Genomic DNA, 21,654 nt, shown 5'->3' with positions numbered 1-21,654 from the left:
CGCCTGATCGGGGCTGCTGCGCAGCCCATTGTTTTTATAGAGAATCGATATAAAGCAAGTGTCGATTTTCCAGGCTCATGAGCGACTCTAATCACCACGGCGTTGCAACCCACCCCACGTGAAAGGAGATTACGCAAATGGCAGCCAAGCCCATCCCCGAAGGCCAGCACAGCCTGACCCCGTATCTCGGCATCAAGGACGCCGCCAAGGCCATCGAGTTCTACAAGAAGGCCTTTGGCGCCGTCGAGATGTTCCGCCTCGAAGGCCCTGACGGCAGCATAGGCCATGCCGAGTTGAAAATCGGCGACTCCTCGCTGATGCTCGGCTCGCCCTGCGACATGGAGGGCGGCCTCAAGCCCAGCGAGACCATCGAGACTCCCGCAGTCGGTCTGCACCTGTATGTCGAGGACTGCGACAAAGTCTATGCCCAGGCCTTGAGCGCTGGCGCGATAGCAATACGTGAAGTCCAGGACCAGTTCTACGGCGACCGCAGCGGCACCCTGAAGGATCCGTTCAACAACATGTGGTTCGTCTCCACCCACAAGGAAGACCTCAGCCCCGAGGAAATCCGTGCCCGTGCCGCCAAACTGTTCGGCGGCCAGTGAGCGGCGGGCTCCAGGCCGCAAGCTTCAAGTTGAAAGCCGCCGCGCTTTGCTTGAAGCTTGAGGCTTGTAGCTTGGAGCTGCCCCTCAATGCGAATCATCGAAAAATCCGGCGCCCTGGTGCGCAGCCTGACCCCGGCAGAGGACGAACTGCTGGTGGACTTTGCCCGTGGCACCCTCACCGGCCCGCGGCTGTTGCAGGCTAACCAATGGCTGATGAAGATACGCAGCGCCAACCAATGGCTGGCCTGCGACTGCCGCAAGGATGCCCTGCCGGTGCTCAACGTCTCGTTGAACGGCAGCACCGGCACCCTGTTCCTGCGCAACAACCCCGAAACTCCCGAGCACACCCCAGGCTGCCCGTTCAGCAAGGATGAGCGTGAGGCCGGCGAACGCGCCGATGAAAACGCCGCCCCGGCCGCCTGGCTGGCGCCGGATGCGCCACTGCGCCTGCTCGGCGACTATCGCCGCGCCAGTGACGGCGAGGCACCCGCAACGCCGCGCGAGCCCGGCGAGCGCCGCGAACAGCAGCGCCTGCTGTCGCTGCTGCTGACCTGGATCGAGGCCAGCGGCCTGAACGTCTACGCCACCCACCTGAAAAAGGACCTCACCGCGCAGTTCGCCGACCTGCGCACTGTCGCCAGCCGCTACCCGCTGCTGGAGCGGGTGCCCGCCAGCAACTACCTGGAAACCCGCCTGGACATGAAGCACATGATGATGCTCAAGGCGCGCCTGCGCGAGGCCACGGTGTTCGGCAACCACCGTCGGCACGGCGTGCTGCTCGACTGCGTGGACCAAGTCAAGGGGCGCAAGTTGTTCAACAACCGCAGCGAGGATGGCTTCGACTTCCAGGGCCACCACCAGTACTGGGGCGGTAACCGCGCCAGCGGGCCACTGCTGGCCCTTGCGCTGTACTCTCCGGCCACCGCCGGCAGCCATTTCTACGAATTGATCCACGTCGCCAGCGTGCCGGTGCTATCGCGCGGGCATCTGTTCCCGGTGTACCGCGATGAAGAACGCGAGCCGCTCAAGGCGCTGGTGTCGCTGATCGACTGGATGGCCGGCAAGGGCGTCAAGGTGCTGATGCGCCGCCCGGTGATCGGCGGCCAGGTGATGGATGAACTGGTGCTGACGTCGGACCAGGACCGGGTACTGTCGGTGTCGCTGCTGGAGCAGCCGATCGGGCCCGAGCCGGATGCCGAGAATTTCAAGCGCTATGCCGACTTCAAGAGCCTGGACACCTTCCGCAAGTATGTGGCCGGGTTCTTCATGCGCGAACGCTGAAGGGAAGTCCCACAAGAGCCAGCCCTCGCGGCCCTTGTGGGAGCGGGCCTGCCCCGCGATGACTCGACCAGGCCAGGCTCTGTGCGAAATGCATCTGCACTCGCCCATACTGCATTGAAACGGGGCTCGGAATGCTCATGTACTCCAGTACAGTCGGGCGCGACCCCGGCCGTTCCTCCCCCGTTTCGTCTTGTCTGGCCTTCGCGCAGACACATTTCGTACAGCGCCTAGAACGCCGCCTTGAAGATCGTTTCGATCTCCACCTGGCTGGCCACCCGTGGATTGGTCAGCCCGCAGGCATCCTTCAACGCATTGGCCGCCAGCACCGGTACATCCTCGACCTTGGCCCCCAGTTCCGCCAGCCCGGCCGGGATGCCGATGGCCGCCGCCAGGTGCTCGATGGCCGAAATCGCAGCGCCGGCCCCCTGCTCGGCGTCCAGCGCGCAGACCTTCACCCCCATGGCCTTGGCCACATCACGCAGGCGCGCGGCGCTGACCTTGGCATTGAAGCGCTGCACATGGGGCAGCAGCACCGCGTTGCACACGCCATGGGGCAAGTCGTAGAAACCACCCAGCTGGTGGGCCATGGCATGTACATAGCCCAGCGAGGCATTGTTGAACGCCATGCCCGCGAGGAACTGGGCGTAGGCCATGTTCTCCCGCGCCACCAGGTCACCGCCGTCGGCAACCGCCTGGCGCAGGTTGGCACTGACCAGACTGATGGCCTTCAGCGCGCAGGCATCGGTGATCGGCGTGGCGGCGGTGGACACATAGGCCTCGATGGCGTGGGTCAAGGCATCCATGCCCGTGGCCGCGGTGAGCCCCTTGGGCATGCCGACCATCAGCGCCGGATCGTTCACCGACAGGATCGGCGTGACGTTGCGGTCGACGATGGCCATTTTCACGTGGCGCGCCTCGTCGGTGATGATGCAGAAGCGAGTCATCTCGCTGGCGGTGCCCGCCGTGGTGTTGATCGCGATCAGCGGCAGCTGCGGCTTGCTCGAGCGGTCAACGCCCTCGTAGTCGCTGATATGCCCGCCGTTGGTGGCGCACAGCGCGATGCCCTTGGCGCAGTCGTGGGGCGAGCCACCGCCCAGGGAGATCACGCAGTCGCAGCCCTCGCGACGCAGCATCGCCAGGCCCGTCTCGACGTTGGCGATGCTCGGGTTGGGCTTGGCGCCGTCGAAGACCCGCGAATCGATGTCGCGCATGGCCAGCATGCCGGCTATGCGCTCGGCCACACCGGCCTTGGCCAGCCCGACGTCGGTGACGATCAGCGCCTTGCGCAGGCCGTAGCCGGCAATCGCCGCCATCGCCTCTTCCAGGCAGTCGATGCCCATGATGTTTACGGCGGGGATGAAGAACGTGCTGCTCATGGCCGGGGTCCTCTCAGGCTGACGGTAGGTTGTCAGCATCCGCCGGAATGGACAGGTGGGCATTGATCCAGCGCAAGCCGGCCTACCCCATGAACAACCGATACGCCGGGTTCTCCGTCTCGTCCCAGTACTGGTACCCCATCTCGTCCAGTGCCCGTGGCAGCCCGGCCAGCTCGTCCTCGGGCACTTCCAGCCCGGCGAACACCCGCGCCTGTGCCGCGCCGTGGTTGCGGTAGTGGAACAGGCTGATGTTCCAGCGCTTGCCCAAGCGTTCGAGGAACCCCAGCAATGCGCCCGGGCGCTCGGGGAACTCGAAGCGCAGCACGCGCTCGCCGGCGCCGGGTGCCGCGTGGCCGCCGACGGTGTGGCGCACATGCAGCTTGGCCAGTTCGTTGTCGGTCAGGTCGAGCACCTGGTAGCCCTGTTCGCCCAGGCTGGCCAGCAACTGTTGCCGCGGATCCTGCTGCGGGTGGGTCTGCACGCCGACGAACAGGCGTGCCTCCTTGCCTGGGTAGTAGCGATAGTTGAACTCGGTGATCTGGCGCTTGCCCAGGGCCAGGCAGAACGCGCGGAAACTGCCGGGGCGCTCGGGGATGGTCACGGCGATGATCGCCTCGCGCTGCTCGCCCAGTTCGGCGCGCTCGGCCACGTGGCGCAGGCGGTCGAAGTTGACGTTGGCGCCGGAGTCGATGGCCACCATGGTCTGCCCTTGCAGCCCTTCGCGGGCCACGTAGCGCTTGATGCCGGCTACTGCCAAGGCCCCGGAAGGCTCGGTGATCGAGCGAGTGTCATCGTAGATGTCCTTGATCGCGGCGCACAGTTCGTCGCTGCCGACCGTCACCACCTCGTCGACAAAGTGACGGCACAGCTCGAAGCAGTGCGCCCCCACCTGCGCCACCGCCACCCCGTCGGCAAAGGTGCCGACCTGCGGCAGGACCACCCGCTCGCCTGCGGCCAGGGCGGCCTGCAGGCAGTTGGAGTCTTGCGGTTCGACGCCGATCACCTTGACCTCCGGGCGCAGGTACTTGACGTAGGCGGCGATCCCGGCGACCAGGCCACCGCCGCCGACGGGGACGAAGATCGCATGCAACGGGCCCGGGTGCTGGCGCAGGATCTCCATGGCCACGGTACCCTGGCCGGCGATGACGTCGGGATCGTCGAACGGCGGTACGAAGGTGGCGCCGTCGCGATCGGCCAGTTGCAGGGCATGGGCCAATGCGTGCGGGAAGCTCTCGCCGTGCAGCACCACATGGCCGCCCCGTGAGCGAACCCCTTCGACCTTGAGCGAAGGGGTGGTGGTCGGCATGACGATGGTGGCCTTGATGCCCAGGTGCGACGCGGCCAGGGCCACACCCTGGGCATGGTTGCCGGCCGAAGCGGTGATCACGCCGCGGGCGCGCTGTTCGGGGGTCAGGCGTGACAGACGGGTGTAGGCGCCGCGGATCTTGAAGGAGAACGTCGGTTGCAGGTCTTCGCGCTTGAGCAGGACCTGGTTGCCCAGGCTGGCCGACAGGGCCGGCGCCGCTTGCAAGGGGGTTTCGATGGCCAGGTCGTAGACCGGCGCCGAGAGAATCCGGCGCACTTGCTCGGACAGCAGTTGCCGGGGGGTTGCCGGGGTGCGAGGGGTGGCGCTGAAACTGGTCATCGATGACTCCTGGTTTTTTTGTCGTGCCCAGGAGTCAGAGAGAAGAAACCCGCCTCCAGGGCGGGTTCAGTGCATGTGTGCTCTAGCCCGCCAATCTGATAATGGCGGTAATAATGCTGAGGGCGCTGTACTGCGGGAATAGGTTCATGGGCTGGGAAACTAGCGTGTGGCGCGAGAAAAAGTCAAGGCTTGGCGCTACCGCCCTTGTCGATGCTCACGAAGTGCCTGCCCAGTCGCAGATGAAATCCAACCGCAGATACGACGAAAAACTGCACAATTGATAGTCATTCGCCATTAACTCGTTCTCGGAACCACCGCCCGGGGGTAGAATGCCGCAAAACCGGGAGCCGCGATGAACCACGACCGCCACATTCCAAGCGAAGACGATGCAATCACCGATGCCGCCGCGCATTGGTGCATGCGCCTGCACGCCGACGATTGCACGGCGGTCGAGCGCGAGGCGTTCGGCCAGTGGTTGGCGGCCGACCCGCGGCATGCCGAGGAATACCAGGCGATGCTGGAGATCTGGGACACCGCCGACCTGCTGCCGCGCAGCGCCCAGGTGGTCCCGCTGCCCGTGCGGCGCCCGGTGGCGACGCGCCAGTGGCGCCCGTTCGCCTCCGCCGCAGCTGTCGCCCTGCTCGCCCTGCCGCTGGCCGGCTGGGTCGGCTGGGAACAGGGTTGGCTGCCCAACAGCTACCAGCATTTCGAAGCCAGCGACCACCTGCGGCAGGTGCGTCTGAGCGACGGCAGCAGCGTCGAGCTGAATCTCCACAGCGAGCTGCGCTTCCTGAACTTCAAGGATGAGCGCCAAGTCACCCTGATCAAGGGCGAGGCGTTCTTCAAGGTCACCCACGACAGCAGCCACCCGTTCATCGTCCACGCCGCAAACGGCCAGACCCGGGTCACCGGGACCCAGTTCAACGTGTGGAAATACGAAGACCAGGTCAAGGTGACGCTGGTGGAAGGTTCGGTGCTGGTCAGCAGCGGTGGCAACGCCGGCGGCTATCGCCTTGGCCCGGGCATGCAGGCCAGCTACCACAAGGGCGATTTCGAGCCCGAGCTGAACCAGAGCGACGACTACGCCAACAGCCTGGCCTGGCGCAGTGGCAGGCTGGTACTGGACAACCTCAGCCTCGGCCAGGCGTTGCCAGTGATCAATCGCTACCTGGACAAGCCGCTGATGCTGGCCGACGACAGCACCGCGAGCATTCGCATCAGTGGCGTCTACAGCACCCGCGAGGTCGAACGCCTGGTCGACACGCTGCCCAAGGTGCTGCCGGTGTACCTGACCCGCAGCAAGGACGGCAGTACCGTCCTCAACCGCATCGTGCCAGCGCCGACCCGCGGCTGATCAGAGGCCGCCTGTGCTCCCCTGGTGCGCGTGGGAGCGATGCGTCATATGGCACCGGCTTCGCCGGTGATCGCGGGGCTAGCCCGCTCCCACGCTGGCCCCTCGGAATCAGAGCGTCATCGCCGCAAACCAACCAAACGCCAGCAGCGGCAGGTTGTAGTGCAGGAACGTCGGCACCACGGTGTCCCAGATATGGTGGTGCTGGCCATCCACGTTCAGCCCGGAGGTCGGCCCCAGGGTCGAGTCCGAAGCCGGCGAACCGGCATCACCCAGGGCACCGGCAGTACCGACGATGCACACGGTGGCCAGCGGATCGAAGCCCAGCTGCACGCACAGCGGCACGAAGATCGCCGCCAGGATCGGCACGGTGGAGAACGACGAGCCGATACCCATCGTCACCAGCAGCCCCACCAGCAGCATCAACAAGGCACCAATGCCCTTGCTGTGGTCGATCCACTGCGCCGAGGTCTCCACCAGGCTTTTCACCTCGCCGGTGGCCTTCATCACTTCGGCGAAACCGGAAGCGGCGATCATGATGAAGCCGATCATCGCCATCATCTTCATGCCTTCGGTGAACAGGTCGTCGATGTCCTTCCAGCGCACGATGCCCGACAGCGAGAAGATCAGGAAGCCGACCATCGCGCCGATGATCATCGAGTCCAGCCACAGCTGGATGATGAATGCCGCGGCGATCGCCACCCCGGCCACCAGCAGGGTCACCGGGTTGTACTGCACGCTGACTTGCTCGACCTGCTCGATCCGCGCCAGGTCGTAGTCACGTTTCTTGCGGTAGCTGAAGAACACCGCCAGCAACAGGCCGGCGAGCATGCCTGCGGCGGGAATGGCCATGGCGTGGGTGACATTGACCCCGCTCACGTCGACACCGGCGCGGGCGACGTTGGCCAGCAGGATCTCGTTGAGGAAGATGTTGCCGAAACCGACCGGCAGGAACATGTACGGGGTGATCAGGCCGAAGGTGATCACGCAGGCGATCAGCCGGCGGTCGATGCGCAGACGGGTCAGCACGTACAGCAGCGGCGGCACCAGCAACGGGATGAAGGCGATGTGGATCGGCAGGATGTTCTGCGACGACACCGCCACCACCAGCATCAGGCCGATCAGCAGCCACTTGACCTTGCCACCGTCGGCATGGCCCTGGCGATCGATCATCGCCAGCGCCCGATCGGCCAGGGCATGGGCCAGGCCCGACTTGGCGATGGCCACCGCGAAGGCGCCGAGCAACGCATACGACAAAGCCACCGTGGCACCGCCACCCAGGCCACCATTGAAGGCCTTGAGCGTGCCCTCGATACCCAGCCCACCGACCAGGCCTCCGGCCAGGGCGCCGATGATCAGGGCGATGACCACATGCACGCGGGACAGGCTCAGGATCAGCATGAGCCCGACCGCGGCAATCACTGCATTCATGGTGTGCAAACCTCGTTACGACAGACAAAAAGCGGGTATTCCGGCGACAGACTGCGCGCAGGCAGTGGCCGGACCAGGGGATGTTGTTATGAAGGGCGCACACTCTGAAGCACAGACCGGCAGAAGTCAAAAGCGTCTGCGCCGCGGCCCTATGTAGGAAATAGACGAAAGTCGCAGGGTTTAATTGAACGTTTGAATAAAGAAAAATCCGAGCACGCCGACACAGTCGGCAGCATCAAACCTATTACAAGGGATTTTCCCCATGCCTTTGCTGCGACAACTCTCCATCCAATGGAAGATCACCCTGCTGGCGGGCCTGTGCCTGGCGGCCATCGTCACCCTCCTCGTCGGCCTTTCGCTGTACCGCATGGACCACAGTTCGGACCTGGTCAAAGCCAGCAGCATGCGCATGCTCTCCGACTCGGCGCAGTCGCGCATCGAGTCCCAGGGCGAGGTCCAGGCCCTGAACATCCGCCGTCAGTTCATGGACGCCTACCAGTACGGCGCCGGTTTCGCCCGTCAGGTGCTGTTCCTGCGTGAACAGGCCGAGAAACGCTTCCTCGACGCCTACGACCTGCGCCAGGACATGACCGCCCAGGTGCGTGCCGCGCTGCAGGCCAACCCCGACCTGCTCGGCCTGTCGCTGGTGTTCGAACCGGGCGCGCTGGATGGCAAGGACAAGCTGTTCGCCGGCCAGGGCGAACTGGGCAGCAACGAGACCGGGCGCTTCGCCCTGTACTGGTCGCAGCCGCGGGTCGGCCAGCTGACCTCGATGGCGCTGCCCGAGCACGACATGGCCAACACCGAGATCGGCCCCAGTGGCCAGCCGGCCAACACCTGGTGGGTGTGCCCGCGCAGTACCGGCACCGTGTGCGTGGTAGAGCCGTACTTCTATGACATCGACGGCCAGCGCGTGCTGATGACCAGCATCGTCTTCCCGCTCAAGGCCGGCGACAAGGTCATCGCCACCCTGTCCATCGACATCAACCTCAATAGCCTGCAGGCGTTGAGCCAGACCGCCAGCCGCAGCCTCTACGAGGGCCAGACCACGGTCGGCATCCTCAGCCCCGTGGGCCTGCTGGCCGGCTACAGCGCCGATGCCGGCAAGCTGGCCCAGCGCTTCGATCAGGTCGACCGGACCCAGGGCGCGGAACTGGTGCGCAAGCTCGCCGAAGGCAAACTGCAGATCCTCCACGATCAGCAGCGCCTGAAAGTGCTGGCTGCGTTCGAGCCGATCCCTGGCGGCAAGCCCTGGGGCGTGCTGCTGGACGTGCCGGAAAGTGCCCTGACCGGGCCGGCCGAGGCGCTCAAGGTTGAACTCGACGCCCTCAACACCAGCGGCACCCTGCTCGAACTGGGCCTGGGCCTGGCCGCCGCCATCACCGGCCTGCTGCTGGTGTGGCTGATGGCCCGCGGCGTGACCCGGCCGATTCTTGGCGTGGCAGCCATGCTCAAGGACATCGCCAGCGGCGAGGGCGACCTGACCCGCCGCCTGCAATACGACAAGCAGGACGAGCTTGGCGAGCTGGCCGGCTGGTTCAACCGCTTCCTCGACAAGCTGCAGCCGACCATCGCCGAGGTCAAGCGCTCGGTCCAGGCCGCGCGCGGCACCGCCGACCAGTCCGCGGCCATCGCCGCCGAAACCAGCGCCGGCATGGAGCAGCAATACCGCCAGGTCGACCAGGTGGCCACCGCCTCCCACGAGATGAGCGCCACCGCCCAGGATGTCGCCCGCAGCGCGGCCCAGGCCGCCCAGGCCGCGCGTGAAGCCGACCAGGCCACCCGCGAAGGCCTGGCGGTGATCGACCGCACCACCACCAGCATCGACACCCTGGCCGCCGACATGAGCGGCGCCATGGCCCAGGTCGAGGGCCTGGCACGCAACAGCGAGAAGATCGGTTCGGTGCTCGAGGTAATCCGCTCGATCGCCGAGCAGACCAACCTGTTGGCGCTCAACGCCGCGATCGAAGCGGCCCGCGCCGGCGAGGCTGGCCGCGGTTTCGCCGTGGTCGCCGACGAAGTGCGCAACCTGGCGCGCCGCACCCAGGAGTCGGTAGAGGAAACCCGCCAGGTGATCGAGGCCCTGCAGGCCGGCACCCAGGAAGTGGTGGGCGCCATGGACAGCAGCCATCGCCAGGCCCAGGGCGGTGTTGAACAGGTCGGCCAGGCCGTTACCGCGCTGCAGCGCATCGGCCAGGCGGTGACCGTGATCACCGACATGAACCTGCAGATCGCCAGCGCCGCCGAGGAACAGAGCGCGGTGGCCGAGGAGATCAACAGCAACGTCGCCACCATCCGTGACGTGACCGAGTCGCTGAGCGGCCAGGCCAACGAATCGGCGCGCGTCAGCCAGTCGCTCAACAGCCTGGCCAACCAGCAGCAGGGGTTGATGGATCAGTTCCGCGTTTAAGCCTTTAGAGTTGCAGTGCCTGTCAGACCGAACGCCGCGCGGGCGGCGCTCGATTTGACAGGCACTACAAAGCTATCGCCACACCCCGCAGCCCATCGCCCATAGCTGAAAAACCTCGTCGTCTACACTCTTGCCGGAACCCACGGACCGGCACCGACGAGGCCCCGATGAAGAAAGTTCCTACCCTGCTGGCCAGCCTGCTCCTTGCCTTCGGCCTGGCCAGCACCGACTCCGCCGCTGCGGCCGAGCAACCCATCCACTTCGGCGCCATCGGCTGGGAAAGCGGTGCACTGACCACCGAGATCCTGCGCCTGATCGTCGAACGTGGCTACGGCTACCCCACCGACACCCTGCCCGGCAGCACCGTGAGCATGGAAGTGGCCCTGGCGCGCAACGACCTGCAAGTGATCGCCGAGGAATGGGCCGGGCGCAGCCCCGCCTGGGTCAAGGCCGAGCAGGCCGGCCAGGTGTTCGCCCTGGGCGACACGGTGAAGAACGCCGAGGAAGGCTGGTGGGTACCGGCCTACGTCATCAAGGGCGATCCCGCACGTGAACTCAAGCCCTTGGCCCCGGACCTGCGCAGCGTTGACGACCTCAAGCACTACCCCAAGGTATTCAACGACCCCGAGGCGCCCGGCAAGGGTCGTTTCCTCAACAGCCCCAGCGGCTGGACTTCCGAGACCGTCAACAGCCAGAAGCTCAAGGCCTATGGCCTGGACGGGCTGTACAACAATTTCCGCAGCGGCACCGGCGCGGCACTCGACGCCGAGATCGCCGCCAAGATCAAGCTCGGCGAGCCTGTGCTGTTCTACTACTGGAGCCCTACTCCGCTGATGGGCCGCTACGACCTGGTACGCCTCGAAGAACCTCCGTTCGATGCAGCCGCCTGGGCCACCCTCACAGATCCCGCCAATCCTGCTCCCAAAGGCAGCCGTTCGCTGCCGGCCAAGCTCTCCATCGGGGTGTCGAAGGCGTTTCGTGACGCCCACCCGGAACTGGTCGCCGTGTTCGAGAAAGTCGACCTGCCCATCGACACCCTGAACAAGGCACTCGCCCGCATGAGCGAAACCCGGCAGAAACCCCGCGACGCGGCGATCGCCTTCCTGCGTGACAACCCTGCGGTGTGGAAGGCCTGGCTGCCCGCCGAAAACGCCGCCAAGGTCGAGGCCGGCCTGTGAGCGGTGGTTTTCCCGAAGCCCTGCAATTCTCTTTCGCCGCCTGGGTCAACCGTCTGGTCGACTGGCTGGTCCTGCACTATGGCGACCATCTGCGCACCGTCTCCGACCAGTTGCTGCAACTGCTGCTAGGCCTGGAAAACCTGCTGCGGCTGCTGCCCTGGTGGCTGCTGCTGGTGCTGGTCGGCCTGCTGGCCTGGCATGCCAGCCGCAGTCTGGCCCGGGCGTTGATGCTGCCACTGCTGCTGGCGCTGATCGGCATGCTCGGGCTGTGGGACAAGCTACTGCAGACCCTCGCCCTGGTGCTGGTCAGCACCGGCCTGTGCGTACTGATCGGGGTGCCGCTGGGCATCCTGCTGGCCACCCGCCCGCTGGCCCGGCGCCTGATCCTGCCGGTGCTCGACGTGATGCAGACCCTGCCGGCCTTCGTCTACCTGATTCCGGTGCTGATGCTGTTCGGCCTGGGCAAGGTGCCGGCGGTGTTCGCCACCCTGATCTACGCCCTGCCGCCGCTGGTGCGCCTGACCGAACTGGGCCTGGCGCAGATCGACCCGTCGCTGCTGCAGGCCGCCCATGGCCTGGGCGCCAGCCGCTGGCAACGGCTGCGGCGCATCGCCCTGCCGCTGGCCCTGCCGAGCATCATGGCCGGGCTCAACCAGTCGGTGATGATGGCCCTGTCGATGGTGGTGGTAGCTTCGATGATCGGCGCCCGCGGGCTGGGCGAGGACGTGCTGGCCGGTATCCAGACCCTGAACGTTGGCCAGGGCGTCGAGGCGGGCCTGGCGATCGTCGCGCTGGCCATGGTGATCGACCGCATCAGCCAGGCATACGGACGCCCCGGGCGTTGAGGCGCGCATTCGCGTATCGTAGCGCCCTCGACAAGGTGAGCCTGCCACGTCAAGAACCGGAGCCCCGCGTGTCCCTCAAAGCCCTGCGCACCCTGGTCACCATCGCCCGCCATGGCACCTTCGCCCGCGCCGCCGACCTGCTGAGCCTGACGCCCTCAGCGGTGAGCCTGCACATCAAGACCCTGGAAGACGAATTGCAGGTCGCCATGTTCGACCGCAGCCGCCGCCAGGTGATGCTGACCGAGGCGGGTCAGCTGGCGGTGGCCCGCGCCGAAGGCATCCTGGCTGCCTACGACGAACTGGCCGACACCCTGGCCAGCGGCCCGAGCCTGCGCGGTCGCCTGCGTATCGGGGCGATCCACACCGTGCTCGCCCGGCGCCTGCCCAGGGCTCTGGTGTGGATCAAGGCTCACCACCCCGAGCTGCATGTCAGCGTGGTGTCGGGCATGTCTGCGGAACTCGCCCGGCGGGTCGAAGATGGCGAGCTGGACGCGGCAATCACCACCGAACCGGTCAGCCCCTACCCGCAAAGCCTGCAGTACACGCCGCTGTTCGAGGACCGTTTCTGGGCCATCGCCAGCCCGGATCTGGCGGGCCAGAGCCTGTCGGCGCTGCTCGCCAGCCAGCCGTTCCTGCGCTTCGACAAACGCGCCTGGGCCGGCCGCCAGATCGAACAGGAACTGCGCCGTCAGCGCCTGCAGGTCAACGAGCAGATGGAGCTGGACAGCCAGGAGGCCCTGGCGCGAATGGCGGCCATGGGGCTCGGGGTGGCGGTGATCCCCATGAGCGACGACGACCTCGAACGGCTGCCAGCCGCCACCGTGCTGCCCTTCGGTGAACCGCAACTGACCCGGCGCATGGTGCTGCTGGAACATGAAAAGAGCCAGCGGCGGCACCTGAGTGCGGTATTGAAGACCGCACTCGAGGCATGAACGCTGGCGAAAGCGCTGCGCAGCTGTCATGGACAATGCATTTTTCCTCAACGGTCACTAAAGAAAACACCGTTTTTTCTGCTCACTCAACTCCGCTAGTCTGTGCCCGTACCCGGCCACGGACCACCCGCCATGCTCCACCTGCTGCTCACTACGCTCGTCCCGATCATCCTGCTCATCGCCCTGGGCACCTGGCTGCGGGTCCGTGGCTTTCTCGCCGAAACCTTCTGGCCCGGCGCCGAACGCCTGAGCTATTACGTACTGCTGCCGTCGTTGTTCCTGCACGGCCTGGCCACCGCCAACCTCGACGGCGTGCCGGTACTGGGCATGGTCGGCGTGCTGATGCTCTCGACCCTGCTCGGCGCCCTGCTGCTGGTGCTCTACCAGGCCGTCGCCAGCCATGACGGCGGCGACTTCACCTCGGTGTTCCAGGGTGGCGTGCGCTTCAACAACTACATCGGTGCAACCCTGGCCGCCGGCCTCTACGGCGCTGCCGGCATCGCCCTCGCGGCGGTGGCCAACGCGGCCATCGTGCCGCTGGTCAACCTGCTCTGCGTGCTGGTGTTCGCCCGCTTCAGCGCACGCCACAGCTCACCGACCACGGTGCTCAAGGCGATCTTCGCCAACCCGTTGATCATCGGTTGCGCGGCTGGCCTGTTGCTGCGGGTAACCGGCCTCGGCCTGCCGGCCGGCCTGGAGCCCACGGTCAAGGCCCTGGGCCAGGCAGCGTTGCCGCTGGGCCTGCTGTGCGTGGGCGCGGCGCTCGGCGGGGCGCGGCTGGGGCAGCAGGTCAGGCCGGTGCTGGCCGCGTCGCTGTTCAAGTTCCTGATCATGCCGGTGGCCACCTGGGGCCTGTGCCGGTTGCTCGGGCTGAGTGGCCAGGCCGCGGTGGTGGCGGTGCTGTTCCAGGCGCTGCCCACCGCGTCGTCGTCCTATGTGATGGCCCGGCAGATGGGCGGCAACGCCCCGTTGATGGCCACCATCATCGCCCTGCAGACCATCGCCGCCGCCGCGACCCTGCCCCTGGTGCTGAGCCTGACACTGAATTGAAGCCGAACGGCTAGACTGTGGACAGCCCTCTCGCGGAGTCTCGATCATGCGCCTTGCGTGGATGCTGTTCGGTCTGTCCCTGACCCTGTTTGCAGGCCCCCTCCTCGCCGCCGACAGCCAACAGGCCGCGGTTGCCGAAGACAAGGCGCAGGTGCTCGAGGAGAAGGTGGTCGAGGATGCCCCACCTCCCAAAAAACAGGAAACCCTGACCCCCGGTGAAGTCCAGGCCGTCGACCCGGCAGGCCAGGCGCCGATGGACGACAGCATCACCTGCCTGGCCCGCACCATCTACTGGGAAGCCAAGGGCGCCGACGCCGAGGACATGAGCGCGGTGGCCAGCGTGGTGCTCAATCGCCTCGGCCACGAAGGCTTTCCCGACAGCATCTGCGCGGTGGTCAAGCAGGGGGTGGAGAGCAAGAGCTGCCAGTTTTCCTGGTGGTGCGACGGGCGCCCCGACCAGGTCGAAGAAGCGGAGCGCTACGCGGTGGCCAAGGAAATCGCCCGCAAGGCACTCAACCAGCAGCTCAAGGACCCCACCGGCGGCGCCCTGTATTTCCATGACCGCAGCGTCCGCCCCGACTGGGCCAAGGCCTATCGCAAGACGGCCCAGACCACGCATTTCCTGTTCTACAAACCGAACCAGGCCCTGGCCCGCTAGACATTAGAACCCGACCGTCGCCGATACCAGCCAGGTGCGTGGCGTCGACAAGGTCAGGCCAGTAGCGGTGCCTTCCGGCACGTTCGCCGAAGCCCAGTACGTCTTGTCGAGCACATTTTCCACGCTGGCGCGCAAGGTGATCGCCTTGCCGCCCAGTTTCAGCGCATAGCGCGCGCCCAGGTCATAGCGCTGCCAGGCATCGATCTTCTGCTGGTTGGCCGCATCCAGGTATTGGTTGCCGGTGTGGATCACCCGGGCGCCGAGCGTCAACCCGGCCACCGCCGGCAGGTCCCACTCCACGCCCAGGTTGGCGTTGACGATCGGCGCGCCGATGGCCCGGTTGCCATCGTTGCGCCCGTCGGCGGTGCGGGTCTGTTCGGCGTCCAGCAGCATCGCCCCGCCGAGCAGGCGCACGCCGGCCAGGGGTTCGCCGAACAAGTTCAGTTCCAGCCCTTGGTTGCGTTGCTCGCCATCGGCCCGCAGGTTGTTCTGCGCATCGGTGTAGTAGGCCGGCTTGTCGATACGGAACAGGCTCAGGGTGGTGCTGAAGCTGCCGGCGTCGTACTTGGCGCCCACCTCCACCTGCTTGCTGCGATAGGGCGCGAACACCTTGCCGGCGTTGTTCGCCGTCTCCGGCGCCACCTGGCCCTGGGTCAGCCCCTCCATGTAGTTCAGATACAGCGACAACCGCTCGCTGCTGCGCCACACCAGCCCCAGGGCCGGCGAGGTGGCATGTTCGTCGTAACGCTGGTCGGGCTCGCCAGGCTCGGAACTGTCGACCTCGACCCGCTGCAGCCGGGCGCCGAGGGTGAGCAGCACGCGGTCTTCGGCCAGGCTCAGGGTGTCGGCCAGAGCCAGGCTGGAGAGCAGCGTCTTGGTGTGGGTCGGGTTGTCCAGCGCCGTCGTAGTGCCGGGCGCAGCCAGGGCCACCGGGTCGAACAGATTGCTCACACCTGCGGCATAGCGCGCGCCGCTATTGTCGAAGGTCATGTCGAAGCGATTGAGGCTGATGTTCAGGGTATGGCCGACCGCGCCGGTATCGAACCAGCCCCGCACCCCGACAGTACCGGTGATCACTTTTTCCTCGCGCTGGAATGCCCGAGGGCTGACGCTGAAGCGCCCGGCATCATTGGTGACCTGCACCGCGTGGCGCAGGAAGTCGTAGTCACCTTTGCGCGCCCCCAGCGCGCCATGGACCATCCAGTTATCGCTGACATCGTATTCGCCGCGCACCGCGCCGAAAGTGTCCTCGGCCCGCGAGTAGCTCCAAGGTTGGGCGAAGTTGTGGTGGATGGCCTTGGCGTGCGGCACATTGACCCCAGGATTCAGGCCAACCCGCTCCATAGGCGCGTCGACATCGCGCTGCTGATGCCCGACATCCAGCGACAGGCGCAGGCGCTCGCCGCGCACATCGAAGCCCAGCACCGAGGCCTCGCGCTCCAGGCGCTGGTGCTCCCATTCTGTATCGCCGGCCTGACGCACCGCATTCAGACGCAGGCCCACACGCTGCCCTTCGCCGAAACGCCGGCCGATGTCCACATGCCCTCCCCCCTGACCGGCCGAGGCATACAGCGCGGTGAACTCGGTCAGCGGCGTCTCGCCCGCGCGCTTGGGTTCTATGTTGACTCCTCCGCCAACGCTGCCATTGGGTGCCAGCCCGCCCAGCAAGGCACCGGGCCCTTTGAGGATATCGACGCGGTCGACCATTTCCATGTCGATGGAGTAGGTGGGCAGCACCCCATACAGGCCACCGTAGGCGACATCACTGTTGTACAGGCTGAAGCCGCGCACCGAGAACTGCTCGAAGCGCCCGGCGGACGGGTTGGTGGTGCGTACGGACGGGTCGTTGGCCACCGCGTCGGCCAGGGTCCGCGCCTGCTGGTTCTGTAACAGCTCGCTGGTGTAGGAGGTGATGTTGAAAGGCGTGTCCATGTAGTCTCGCTCGCCCAGCAGGCCCTGGCTGCCGCGCCGCGACACCTGGCCGCCCGCGTAGGAATCACTGGCCGAGCCGATGCCCTGGCCATTGATAGTGGTACTGGGCAGCTCATGGGCGCCGTCACCCGGCGCTATCTGGCGCATCAGGGTGTAGCCGCCCTGCCCGGCGGGCACCAGGTGCAGGCCCGAGCCCCGCAGCAATGCCGTGAAGCCCTCTTCGACAGCGTACTCGCCGGCAAGCCCATTGCTGCCGTGCCCGGCCACCAGCGCCGGGTCTACCGAGAGGTTGACCCCGGCCTGGCCGGCAAAGCGAGTCAGCGCAGCGGCCAGGCTGCCTGCCGGGATCTGGTAGCTGCGCCGTGGCGCGTCATCGGCCCAGGACATCCCCGGCAAACCCAGGGCAAGCAACAGCACAGGCGTGGACAAGGGGCGAATCAGAGGGTTCAGGGACATCCGCAATGCTCTTGTTGGAGGGTGATGCCCTGAATGACCGGTGAGCAGGAAAAAAGGGACAGCCGTCAGGCAGTATTTTCGCGCGGTGTCAGCGACACCCAGTAACGAGTGCGGTAATGCACCACCAACGGCAGGCTCGCGGCCAGCAATGCAAGGATGCGGTCGGTGTCGTCCAACTGGAAGGTGCCGGTCACCGCAAGGCGCTCCAACGCCGGGTCCCAACGCAGCAAACCAGGGCGATAGCGGCGAAGCTCACGCAACAACTCGCCCAGCCGCTGGTTGTTGGCCAGCAGCAATCCCTGCTGCCAGCCTGGCAACTGCGCATCGAATGGCTGTAAGGCACCGATGCCGCTGGCCCCGAGCAGCGCACGCTGTCCGGCATCCACCCGCGCGCCTGGGCCGGACAACGGATGCAGATCGACCTGGCCACGGCTGACCGAAACGGCGCAACCCCGCCCGCCCAGGCGCACGCAGAAGCTCGCCCCCCCTGCGCGCAACAAGCCCTGCCGGGTCTGTACCTGCAGCGAGCCGGCGCTGTCCACGGCGATCTCGCCGGCGACCAGTTGCACCTGCTGCCGACCGAGGCTGAAATCGAGGTTCACCGCGCTGGCCGTATTCAACTGCAAGCGGCTGCCATCAGGCAACGTCAGGCCGCGACGCTCGCCGGTGGCGGTGCGCAGGTCGGCACGCCAGCTATCGACCGGCAATTGCCGATAACCCAACCACCCCAGTGGCACCAGGGTGCCCACGGCAAGGGCCTGCCCCAACAAGCGACGGCGGTCTGGATCGGGGCGGTCCAGGCAGGTCGCCGCCAACGGTGCCGGCACCTGGCTGAAGCGCTCGCGCAGCGCCTCGGCCTTCTGCCACAGCGCCTCATGGGCAGCACTGCGCTCACGCCAGCGACTCAGGCTGTCGCGCTGCTCGGCACTCAAGCCACCGGCATCCTGCAAGGCCAGCCATTGCGCCGCCTCGCGAGCCAGGCGCCGCGCCGCGTCATCGGTGCGCGCGTTCACAGCGCCACCAGCAAGCAATGCTCGTAGGCCCTGACCATGTAGCGCTTGACCGTGCGCTCACTGACCCGCAGGCGGGTGGCGATACTGGCGTAGTCCAGGCCCTCCAGCTGTGACCAGATAAACGCCTGGCGCACCGGGCGGGGCAAGCCATCCAGCAGTTCATCGAGGGCCTGCAGGGTCTCTAAGAGCACCCAGCGCTGCTCAGGTGATGGCGCCAGCGCCTCGGGCAACTGGCGCAGCGCCTCGAGATAGGCATGCTCAAGCGAACGTCGTCGAAAGTGGTTGACCAATAGCCGACGGCCTACGGTGAGCAGATACGCCCTGGGCTCGCGCAGGCTGGCCAGGGTCTGGGACTGCTGAGCGGCCAGCACGCGCAGGAAGGTGTCCTGGGTCAGGTCGGCAGCCGTCCAGGTGTCGCCCAGGCGTCGCAGGAGCCAGCCGTGCAGCCAACCGCGATGTGCCCGATAAAGAGCGCTTAGCGAGGGTTCAGGGGCCGCGGTGGACTCAGTCATCAATGGCACGCTGCTGCAGGTGTAAATGATATTTATTCTAATTGACCTCAATGCATTGGCCAATAGCATCGCGCTGGCCGGGCATAGGGCTGGATTCACCGCAGGTCGGGTATTTCACAAGGCGGTCCGCGCCACGCTTTATCAATCGAATTCAGCAGGCGGCTGGCAGTCGCCGGTAGAAGTGCGGGCGGTCCTGCCCGGGCATGCGCTTGATCCCATGTCACCAATAAACGGGGCGTCAACCGGCAGGCTTTTTGCCGCCATGCTGCTTTGGATGAGCGCTGGGGTGCCCTTTGGAGAGCCCGCCGGTTGGCTGCCATAAGCCATCTGGGTCAAGCTTGCGGCTGCCAGCGACGCGACCAGTACGATCTTTTTCATACAGTGTCCTTTCAGTGATTTCCCGGTTTGATTTGCACAGGCGAAGCGCTCCTCCTGCAGCCCGGTTGACTCTATCTTCTGTTCCTGCCAGGCAGCGTTAGGAAGAAGTCACTTCGCCACGTGAAAGCGCTTCATTAACTCGTAGGAAATCGTCCTTGAGGACGTACTGGCACCCAGGTGAAGCGCCGCAACCGTTAACGCAGCGCGGTGTGGGCTGCGCTCGGTCTCATGGCTAGCGCGCAACCCCCAGCATCCCGCGCTCGACAATGAAATCGATCACTGCCTGCAGCCCCTCGCCTTTCTTCAGGTTGCTGAACGTCCACGGCCGCTCCGGGCGCATGCGCCGGGTGTCACGTTCCATCACCTCCAGCGACGCCCCCACATAGGGCGCGAGGTCGGTCTTGTTGATCACCAGGAAGTCCGACTTGGTGATGCCCGGTCCGCCCTTGCGCGGGATCTTCTCGCCCTCGGCGACATCGATCACATAGATGGTCAGGTCGGCCAGCTCCGGGCTGAAGGTGGCGCTCAGATTGTCACCGCCACTCTCGACGAAGATCACCTCGAGGTTGCCAAACTGGCGCGCCAACGCCTCGACGGCCGCCAGGTTCATCGAGGCGTCCTCGCGGATCGCCGTGTGCGGGCAACCGCCGGTCTCGACGCCGACGATGCGCTCAGGCTCCAGGGCCCCGGCTTCGGTAAGGATGCGCTGGTCTTCCTTGGTGTAGATGTCATTGGTCACCACGGCGATCTGGTAGTGATCCCGCATGGCCTTGCACAGGGCTTCAAGCAGCGCGGTCTTGCCGGAACCGACCGGGCCGCCGACGCCGACACGCAGGGGTTGCTGATAGTTTTGCATCGTGGCTGTCCTCAGGAACGGAACAAACGGGTGTATTGGGTTTCATGGCGCGATGAAGCGATGGCCAGCAGCGGCAGGCCGCCGCCGAGCTGGTCGTCGTCAAGGCCCAGAGCATGATCAAGCACGGCAGGCAGTTCCTCGCCCAAGTCGCGTAGCAGGGTTTGCGCGGCCTGCTGGCCGAAGGGCACCAGCTTCACCCCCGCCATCACCGCACCCTCGAGCCAGGCGAAGCCATGGCCCAGGGCGAGCTGACGCAACGGGATCGACCAGTGCGCCCCGAGCCAGGCCATGCCGCCCAGCTGGCTGAGCTCGAGGCTGGCGCGCCAGGCTGGCTCCTGCCCCAATTGCCAGCCATCGAGCAGACGCGCCAGGGCGCTGCCGCGCTGCCGTTCTTCCAGGCGCAGTTCGGCGGTCTCGCGGTTGGCCAAAAGAAACTGGCTCCAGTGCGCGAAGGCGTCGGCATCTTCGGCCTGGCAGGCCTTGTACAGGCGCGCCAGCAATGGCCAGTCGAGGTGGCCGAGGGTGTCGTGCAACTGCTCGCGCTGCCAGGCGGCGAAGCCTTTGGCATCCTTCACCCAACCGGCTTCCACGGCCCACTCCAGGCCTTGCGAGTAGGTGAAGCCGCCCACCGGCAAACCCGGGCTGGCCAACTGCAGCAAGCGCAGCAGCGCCAGATCAGTGTGCATCAGCCGGCCAGCACCAGCGCGGCGCCCGCCAGCAGGCCGCCGCCGAAAGCCTTCTGCAGGGCGGCATGGCGCCGCAGCAGGCAGCCTACGCCAAAGCCCGCCGCCAGTAGCAGGCCGCTGACCGTTACAAAACCGGCACTGAATTGCCAGAACGCGCTAGGGGTGGCTTCCACGCCATGGGCCCAACCGTGGAACAGGGCGAACACCGGCATGATCAGCGACAGCAGCAACTGACGACTCGGCACCAACATGGCCGCGGCCGCCACCAGCAGCGAGCCGAGGATCATCTGCTCCATGCCGACCACATCGCCGAACAGATGGCCGCAGACCGCGCCGCCGAACATCGCCGCCAGGGTCGCCAATGGCAAGGTCAGGCTGCGCCCCGTCAGGGCGGCCAGCACACCCGTGCCGAGCAGCATCAGCAAGTGATCGAGGCCGGTCAGCGGGTGCAGCAGGCCATCCTGCAACGGATTGCTGTCGTGGCCAGGATGGGCGAAGGCCGGCAAGGCCACCATCAGCAAAACCAGGGCGAAAGTCTTTTTCATTGTGGGCTCCGGGATGAAGTCAGGAATGGGCAGGAAGACGCACGAACGGGTGATCGTGGCCATGGGAATGGCTGTGGGGGGCGCTCTGGTAGGCACCGGCCTCGGGCTCGAATGGCGCCTGTTCGGCGATCACTTCCAGCCCCAGGCCACGCAGCATGTCGTCGAGCACATGGTCGTGCTGGAAGCGCAACAGACCCGGCTCGATCTGCAACGGCACATGGCGATTGCCCAGGTGATAGGCGGCGCGGGCCAGCAGGTGAGGATCGGCGCAGCGCACAGTCGAGACCGCCTCGGGGGCGGCAAGCACGCGAATGACCTGTTGGCCATCGGCATCGGCCAGCAATTCCCCGCCGCGCAGCAGGTGGCCGCGTTCGAGCATCAGCCCGGCCTCGCGGCCGTCGTCGAGGGTGACGCGCAGGCGGCTCTTGATGCGGCTGTCGACATTCAGGGTGACGCTGCCGGTGATGGCTTGGGCTGCAGTGATCCGGCGTGTGAGGACAATCATGTTCGCTCC

General features: G+C 66.2%; 20 protein-coding genes and 1 pseudogene. 10 read left to right on the top strand and 11 right to left on the bottom strand.

The window, feature by feature from the left end:
• Window positions 1-137: 137 nt before the first annotated feature.
• Together OH705_RS03205 and OH705_RS03200 are read left to right on the top strand one after the other, a co-directional pair.
• Window positions 138-605, top strand: a complete 468-nt coding sequence (locus tag OH705_RS03205; RefSeq protein ID WP_038706019.1) for a VOC family protein — start codon at window positions 138-140, stop codon at window positions 603-605.
• Window positions 606-692: 87 nt separating this feature from the next.
• Complete coding sequence (locus OH705_RS03200; protein WP_267300944.1) at window positions 693-1,886, top strand: hypothetical protein; 1,194 nt, start codon at window positions 693-695, stop codon at window positions 1,884-1,886.
• A 227-nt stretch (window positions 1,887-2,113) separates the two neighbouring features.
• Here the strand turns inward: OH705_RS03200 and yiaY are convergent, their stop codons facing one another.
• Both yiaY and ilvA read right to left on the bottom strand, forming a co-directional pair.
• A complete protein-coding gene (gene yiaY / locus OH705_RS03195; RefSeq protein WP_104443955.1) occupies window positions 2,114-3,262 on the bottom strand; it encodes an L-threonine dehydrogenase in 1,149 nt (382 codons plus the stop codon).
• A gap of 82 nt (window positions 3,263-3,344) precedes the next feature.
• Window positions 3,345-4,907, bottom strand: coding sequence for a threonine ammonia-lyase, biosynthetic (gene ilvA, locus OH705_RS03190; RefSeq protein WP_267300943.1), 1,563 nt, complete (start codon window positions 4,905-4,907; stop codon window positions 3,345-3,347).
• A 352-nt stretch (window positions 4,908-5,259) separates the two neighbouring features.
• On the opposite strand from ilvA, the gene OH705_RS03185 reads away from it, so the two are divergent.
• On the top strand, window positions 5,260-6,261 hold the full coding sequence (locus OH705_RS03185; protein ID WP_094011218.1) for a FecR family protein: 1,002 nt from the start codon (window positions 5,260-5,262) through the stop codon (window positions 6,259-6,261).
• A gap of 108 nt (window positions 6,262-6,369) precedes the next feature.
• Here the strand turns inward: OH705_RS03185 and OH705_RS03180 are convergent, their stop codons facing one another.
• The gene (locus OH705_RS03180; RefSeq protein WP_267300941.1) at window positions 6,370-7,689 is read right to left on the bottom strand and encodes a Na+/H+ antiporter family protein; all 1,320 of its coding nucleotides are present in this window, start codon (window positions 7,687-7,689) and stop codon (window positions 6,370-6,372) included.
• Between the two features lie 262 nt (window positions 7,690-7,951).
• On the opposite strand from OH705_RS03180, the pseudogene OH705_RS29190 reads away from it, so the two are divergent.
• The 7 genes and pseudogenes from OH705_RS29190 to OH705_RS03150 form a co-directional block, all read left to right on the top strand.
• Window positions 7,952-9,241 (top strand): annotated as a pseudogene (locus OH705_RS29190) (HAMP domain-containing protein); the annotation flags it as partial.
• A 102-nt stretch (window positions 9,242-9,343) separates the two neighbouring features.
• Entirely contained in the window at window positions 9,344-10,099 is a 756-nt protein-coding gene (locus OH705_RS29185) for a methyl-accepting chemotaxis protein (RefSeq protein WP_371041468.1), read from the top strand.
• A 167-nt stretch (window positions 10,100-10,266) separates the two neighbouring features.
• The gene (locus OH705_RS03170) at window positions 10,267-11,277 is read left to right on the top strand and encodes an ABC transporter substrate-binding protein (protein WP_267300940.1); all 1,011 of its coding nucleotides are present in this window, start codon (window positions 10,267-10,269) and stop codon (window positions 11,275-11,277) included.
• Window positions 11,274-12,122, top strand: coding sequence for an ABC transporter permease (locus tag OH705_RS03165; RefSeq protein WP_046855806.1), 849 nt, complete (start codon window positions 11,274-11,276; stop codon window positions 12,120-12,122). Before OH705_RS03170 ends, OH705_RS03165 begins: the two co-directional genes overlap by 4 nt.
• Window positions 12,123-12,190: 68 nt before the next feature.
• Window positions 12,191-13,054: a LysR family transcriptional regulator gene (locus OH705_RS03160; RefSeq protein WP_267300938.1), complete on the top strand. Its 864-nt coding sequence runs from the start codon at window positions 12,191-12,193 to the stop codon at window positions 13,052-13,054.
• A gap of 132 nt (window positions 13,055-13,186) precedes the next feature.
• Window positions 13,187-14,104 (top strand): AEC family transporter, encoded by a 918-nt coding sequence (locus OH705_RS03155; protein ID WP_267300936.1) that lies wholly within the window; start codon window positions 13,187-13,189, stop codon window positions 14,102-14,104.
• A gap of 46 nt (window positions 14,105-14,150) precedes the next feature.
• Window positions 14,151-14,762, top strand: coding sequence for a cell wall hydrolase (locus tag OH705_RS03150; protein WP_023632291.1), 612 nt, complete (start codon window positions 14,151-14,153; stop codon window positions 14,760-14,762).
• Between the two features lie 3 nt (window positions 14,763-14,765).
• On the opposite strand, the gene OH705_RS03145 is transcribed toward OH705_RS03150, so the two are convergent.
• From OH705_RS03145 to ureE, 8 genes are all read right to left on the bottom strand, one after another.
• Window positions 14,766-17,150 carry a TonB-dependent siderophore receptor gene (locus tag OH705_RS03145; RefSeq protein ID WP_267300935.1) on the bottom strand — a complete coding sequence of 795 codons (2,385 nt, stop codon included), beginning with the start codon at window positions 17,148-17,150 and terminating at the stop codon, window positions 14,766-14,768.
• A gap of 65 nt (window positions 17,151-17,215) precedes the next feature.
• Window positions 17,216-18,163, bottom strand: a complete 948-nt coding sequence (locus OH705_RS03140) for a FecR domain-containing protein (RefSeq protein WP_104443961.1) — start codon at window positions 18,161-18,163, stop codon at window positions 17,216-17,218.
• A complete protein-coding gene (locus OH705_RS03135; RefSeq protein ID WP_104443962.1) occupies window positions 18,160-18,675 on the bottom strand; it encodes a sigma-70 family RNA polymerase sigma factor in 516 nt (171 codons plus the stop codon). Before OH705_RS03135 ends, OH705_RS03140 begins: the two co-directional genes overlap by 4 nt.
• Before the next feature lie 141 nt (window positions 18,676-18,816).
• Complete coding sequence (locus OH705_RS03130; RefSeq protein WP_023632539.1) at window positions 18,817-19,053, bottom strand: hypothetical protein; 237 nt, start codon at window positions 19,051-19,053, stop codon at window positions 18,817-18,819.
• A 232-nt stretch (window positions 19,054-19,285) separates the two neighbouring features.
• The gene (gene ureG / locus OH705_RS03125) at window positions 19,286-19,909 is read right to left on the bottom strand and encodes an urease accessory protein UreG (RefSeq protein ID WP_023632538.1); all 624 of its coding nucleotides are present in this window, start codon (window positions 19,907-19,909) and stop codon (window positions 19,286-19,288) included.
• Window positions 19,910-19,920: 11 nt separating this feature from the next.
• The gene (locus tag OH705_RS03120; RefSeq protein WP_094011209.1) at window positions 19,921-20,595 is read right to left on the bottom strand and encodes an urease accessory protein UreF; all 675 of its coding nucleotides are present in this window, start codon (window positions 20,593-20,595) and stop codon (window positions 19,921-19,923) included.
• On the bottom strand, window positions 20,595-21,140 hold the full coding sequence (locus OH705_RS03115) for a HupE/UreJ family protein (protein WP_038706008.1): 546 nt from the start codon (window positions 21,138-21,140) through the stop codon (window positions 20,595-20,597). The genes OH705_RS03120 and OH705_RS03115 overlap by 1 nt, the downstream gene beginning before the upstream one ends.
• Before the next feature lie 19 nt (window positions 21,141-21,159).
• The gene (gene ureE / locus OH705_RS03110; protein ID WP_038706007.1) at window positions 21,160-21,645 is read right to left on the bottom strand and encodes an urease accessory protein UreE; all 486 of its coding nucleotides are present in this window, start codon (window positions 21,643-21,645) and stop codon (window positions 21,160-21,162) included.
• Between the last annotated feature and the right edge of the window lie 9 nt (window positions 21,646-21,654).

The organism is Pseudomonas sp. BJa3, assembly GCF_026343815.1.
In the GTDB taxonomy this organism is placed as follows: Bacteria; Pseudomonadota; Gammaproteobacteria; order Pseudomonadales; family Pseudomonadaceae; genus Aquipseudomonas; species Aquipseudomonas soli.
Note: the sequence above shows the minus strand (reverse complement) of the source record. Positions and strands in the feature narration are given on the sequence as shown.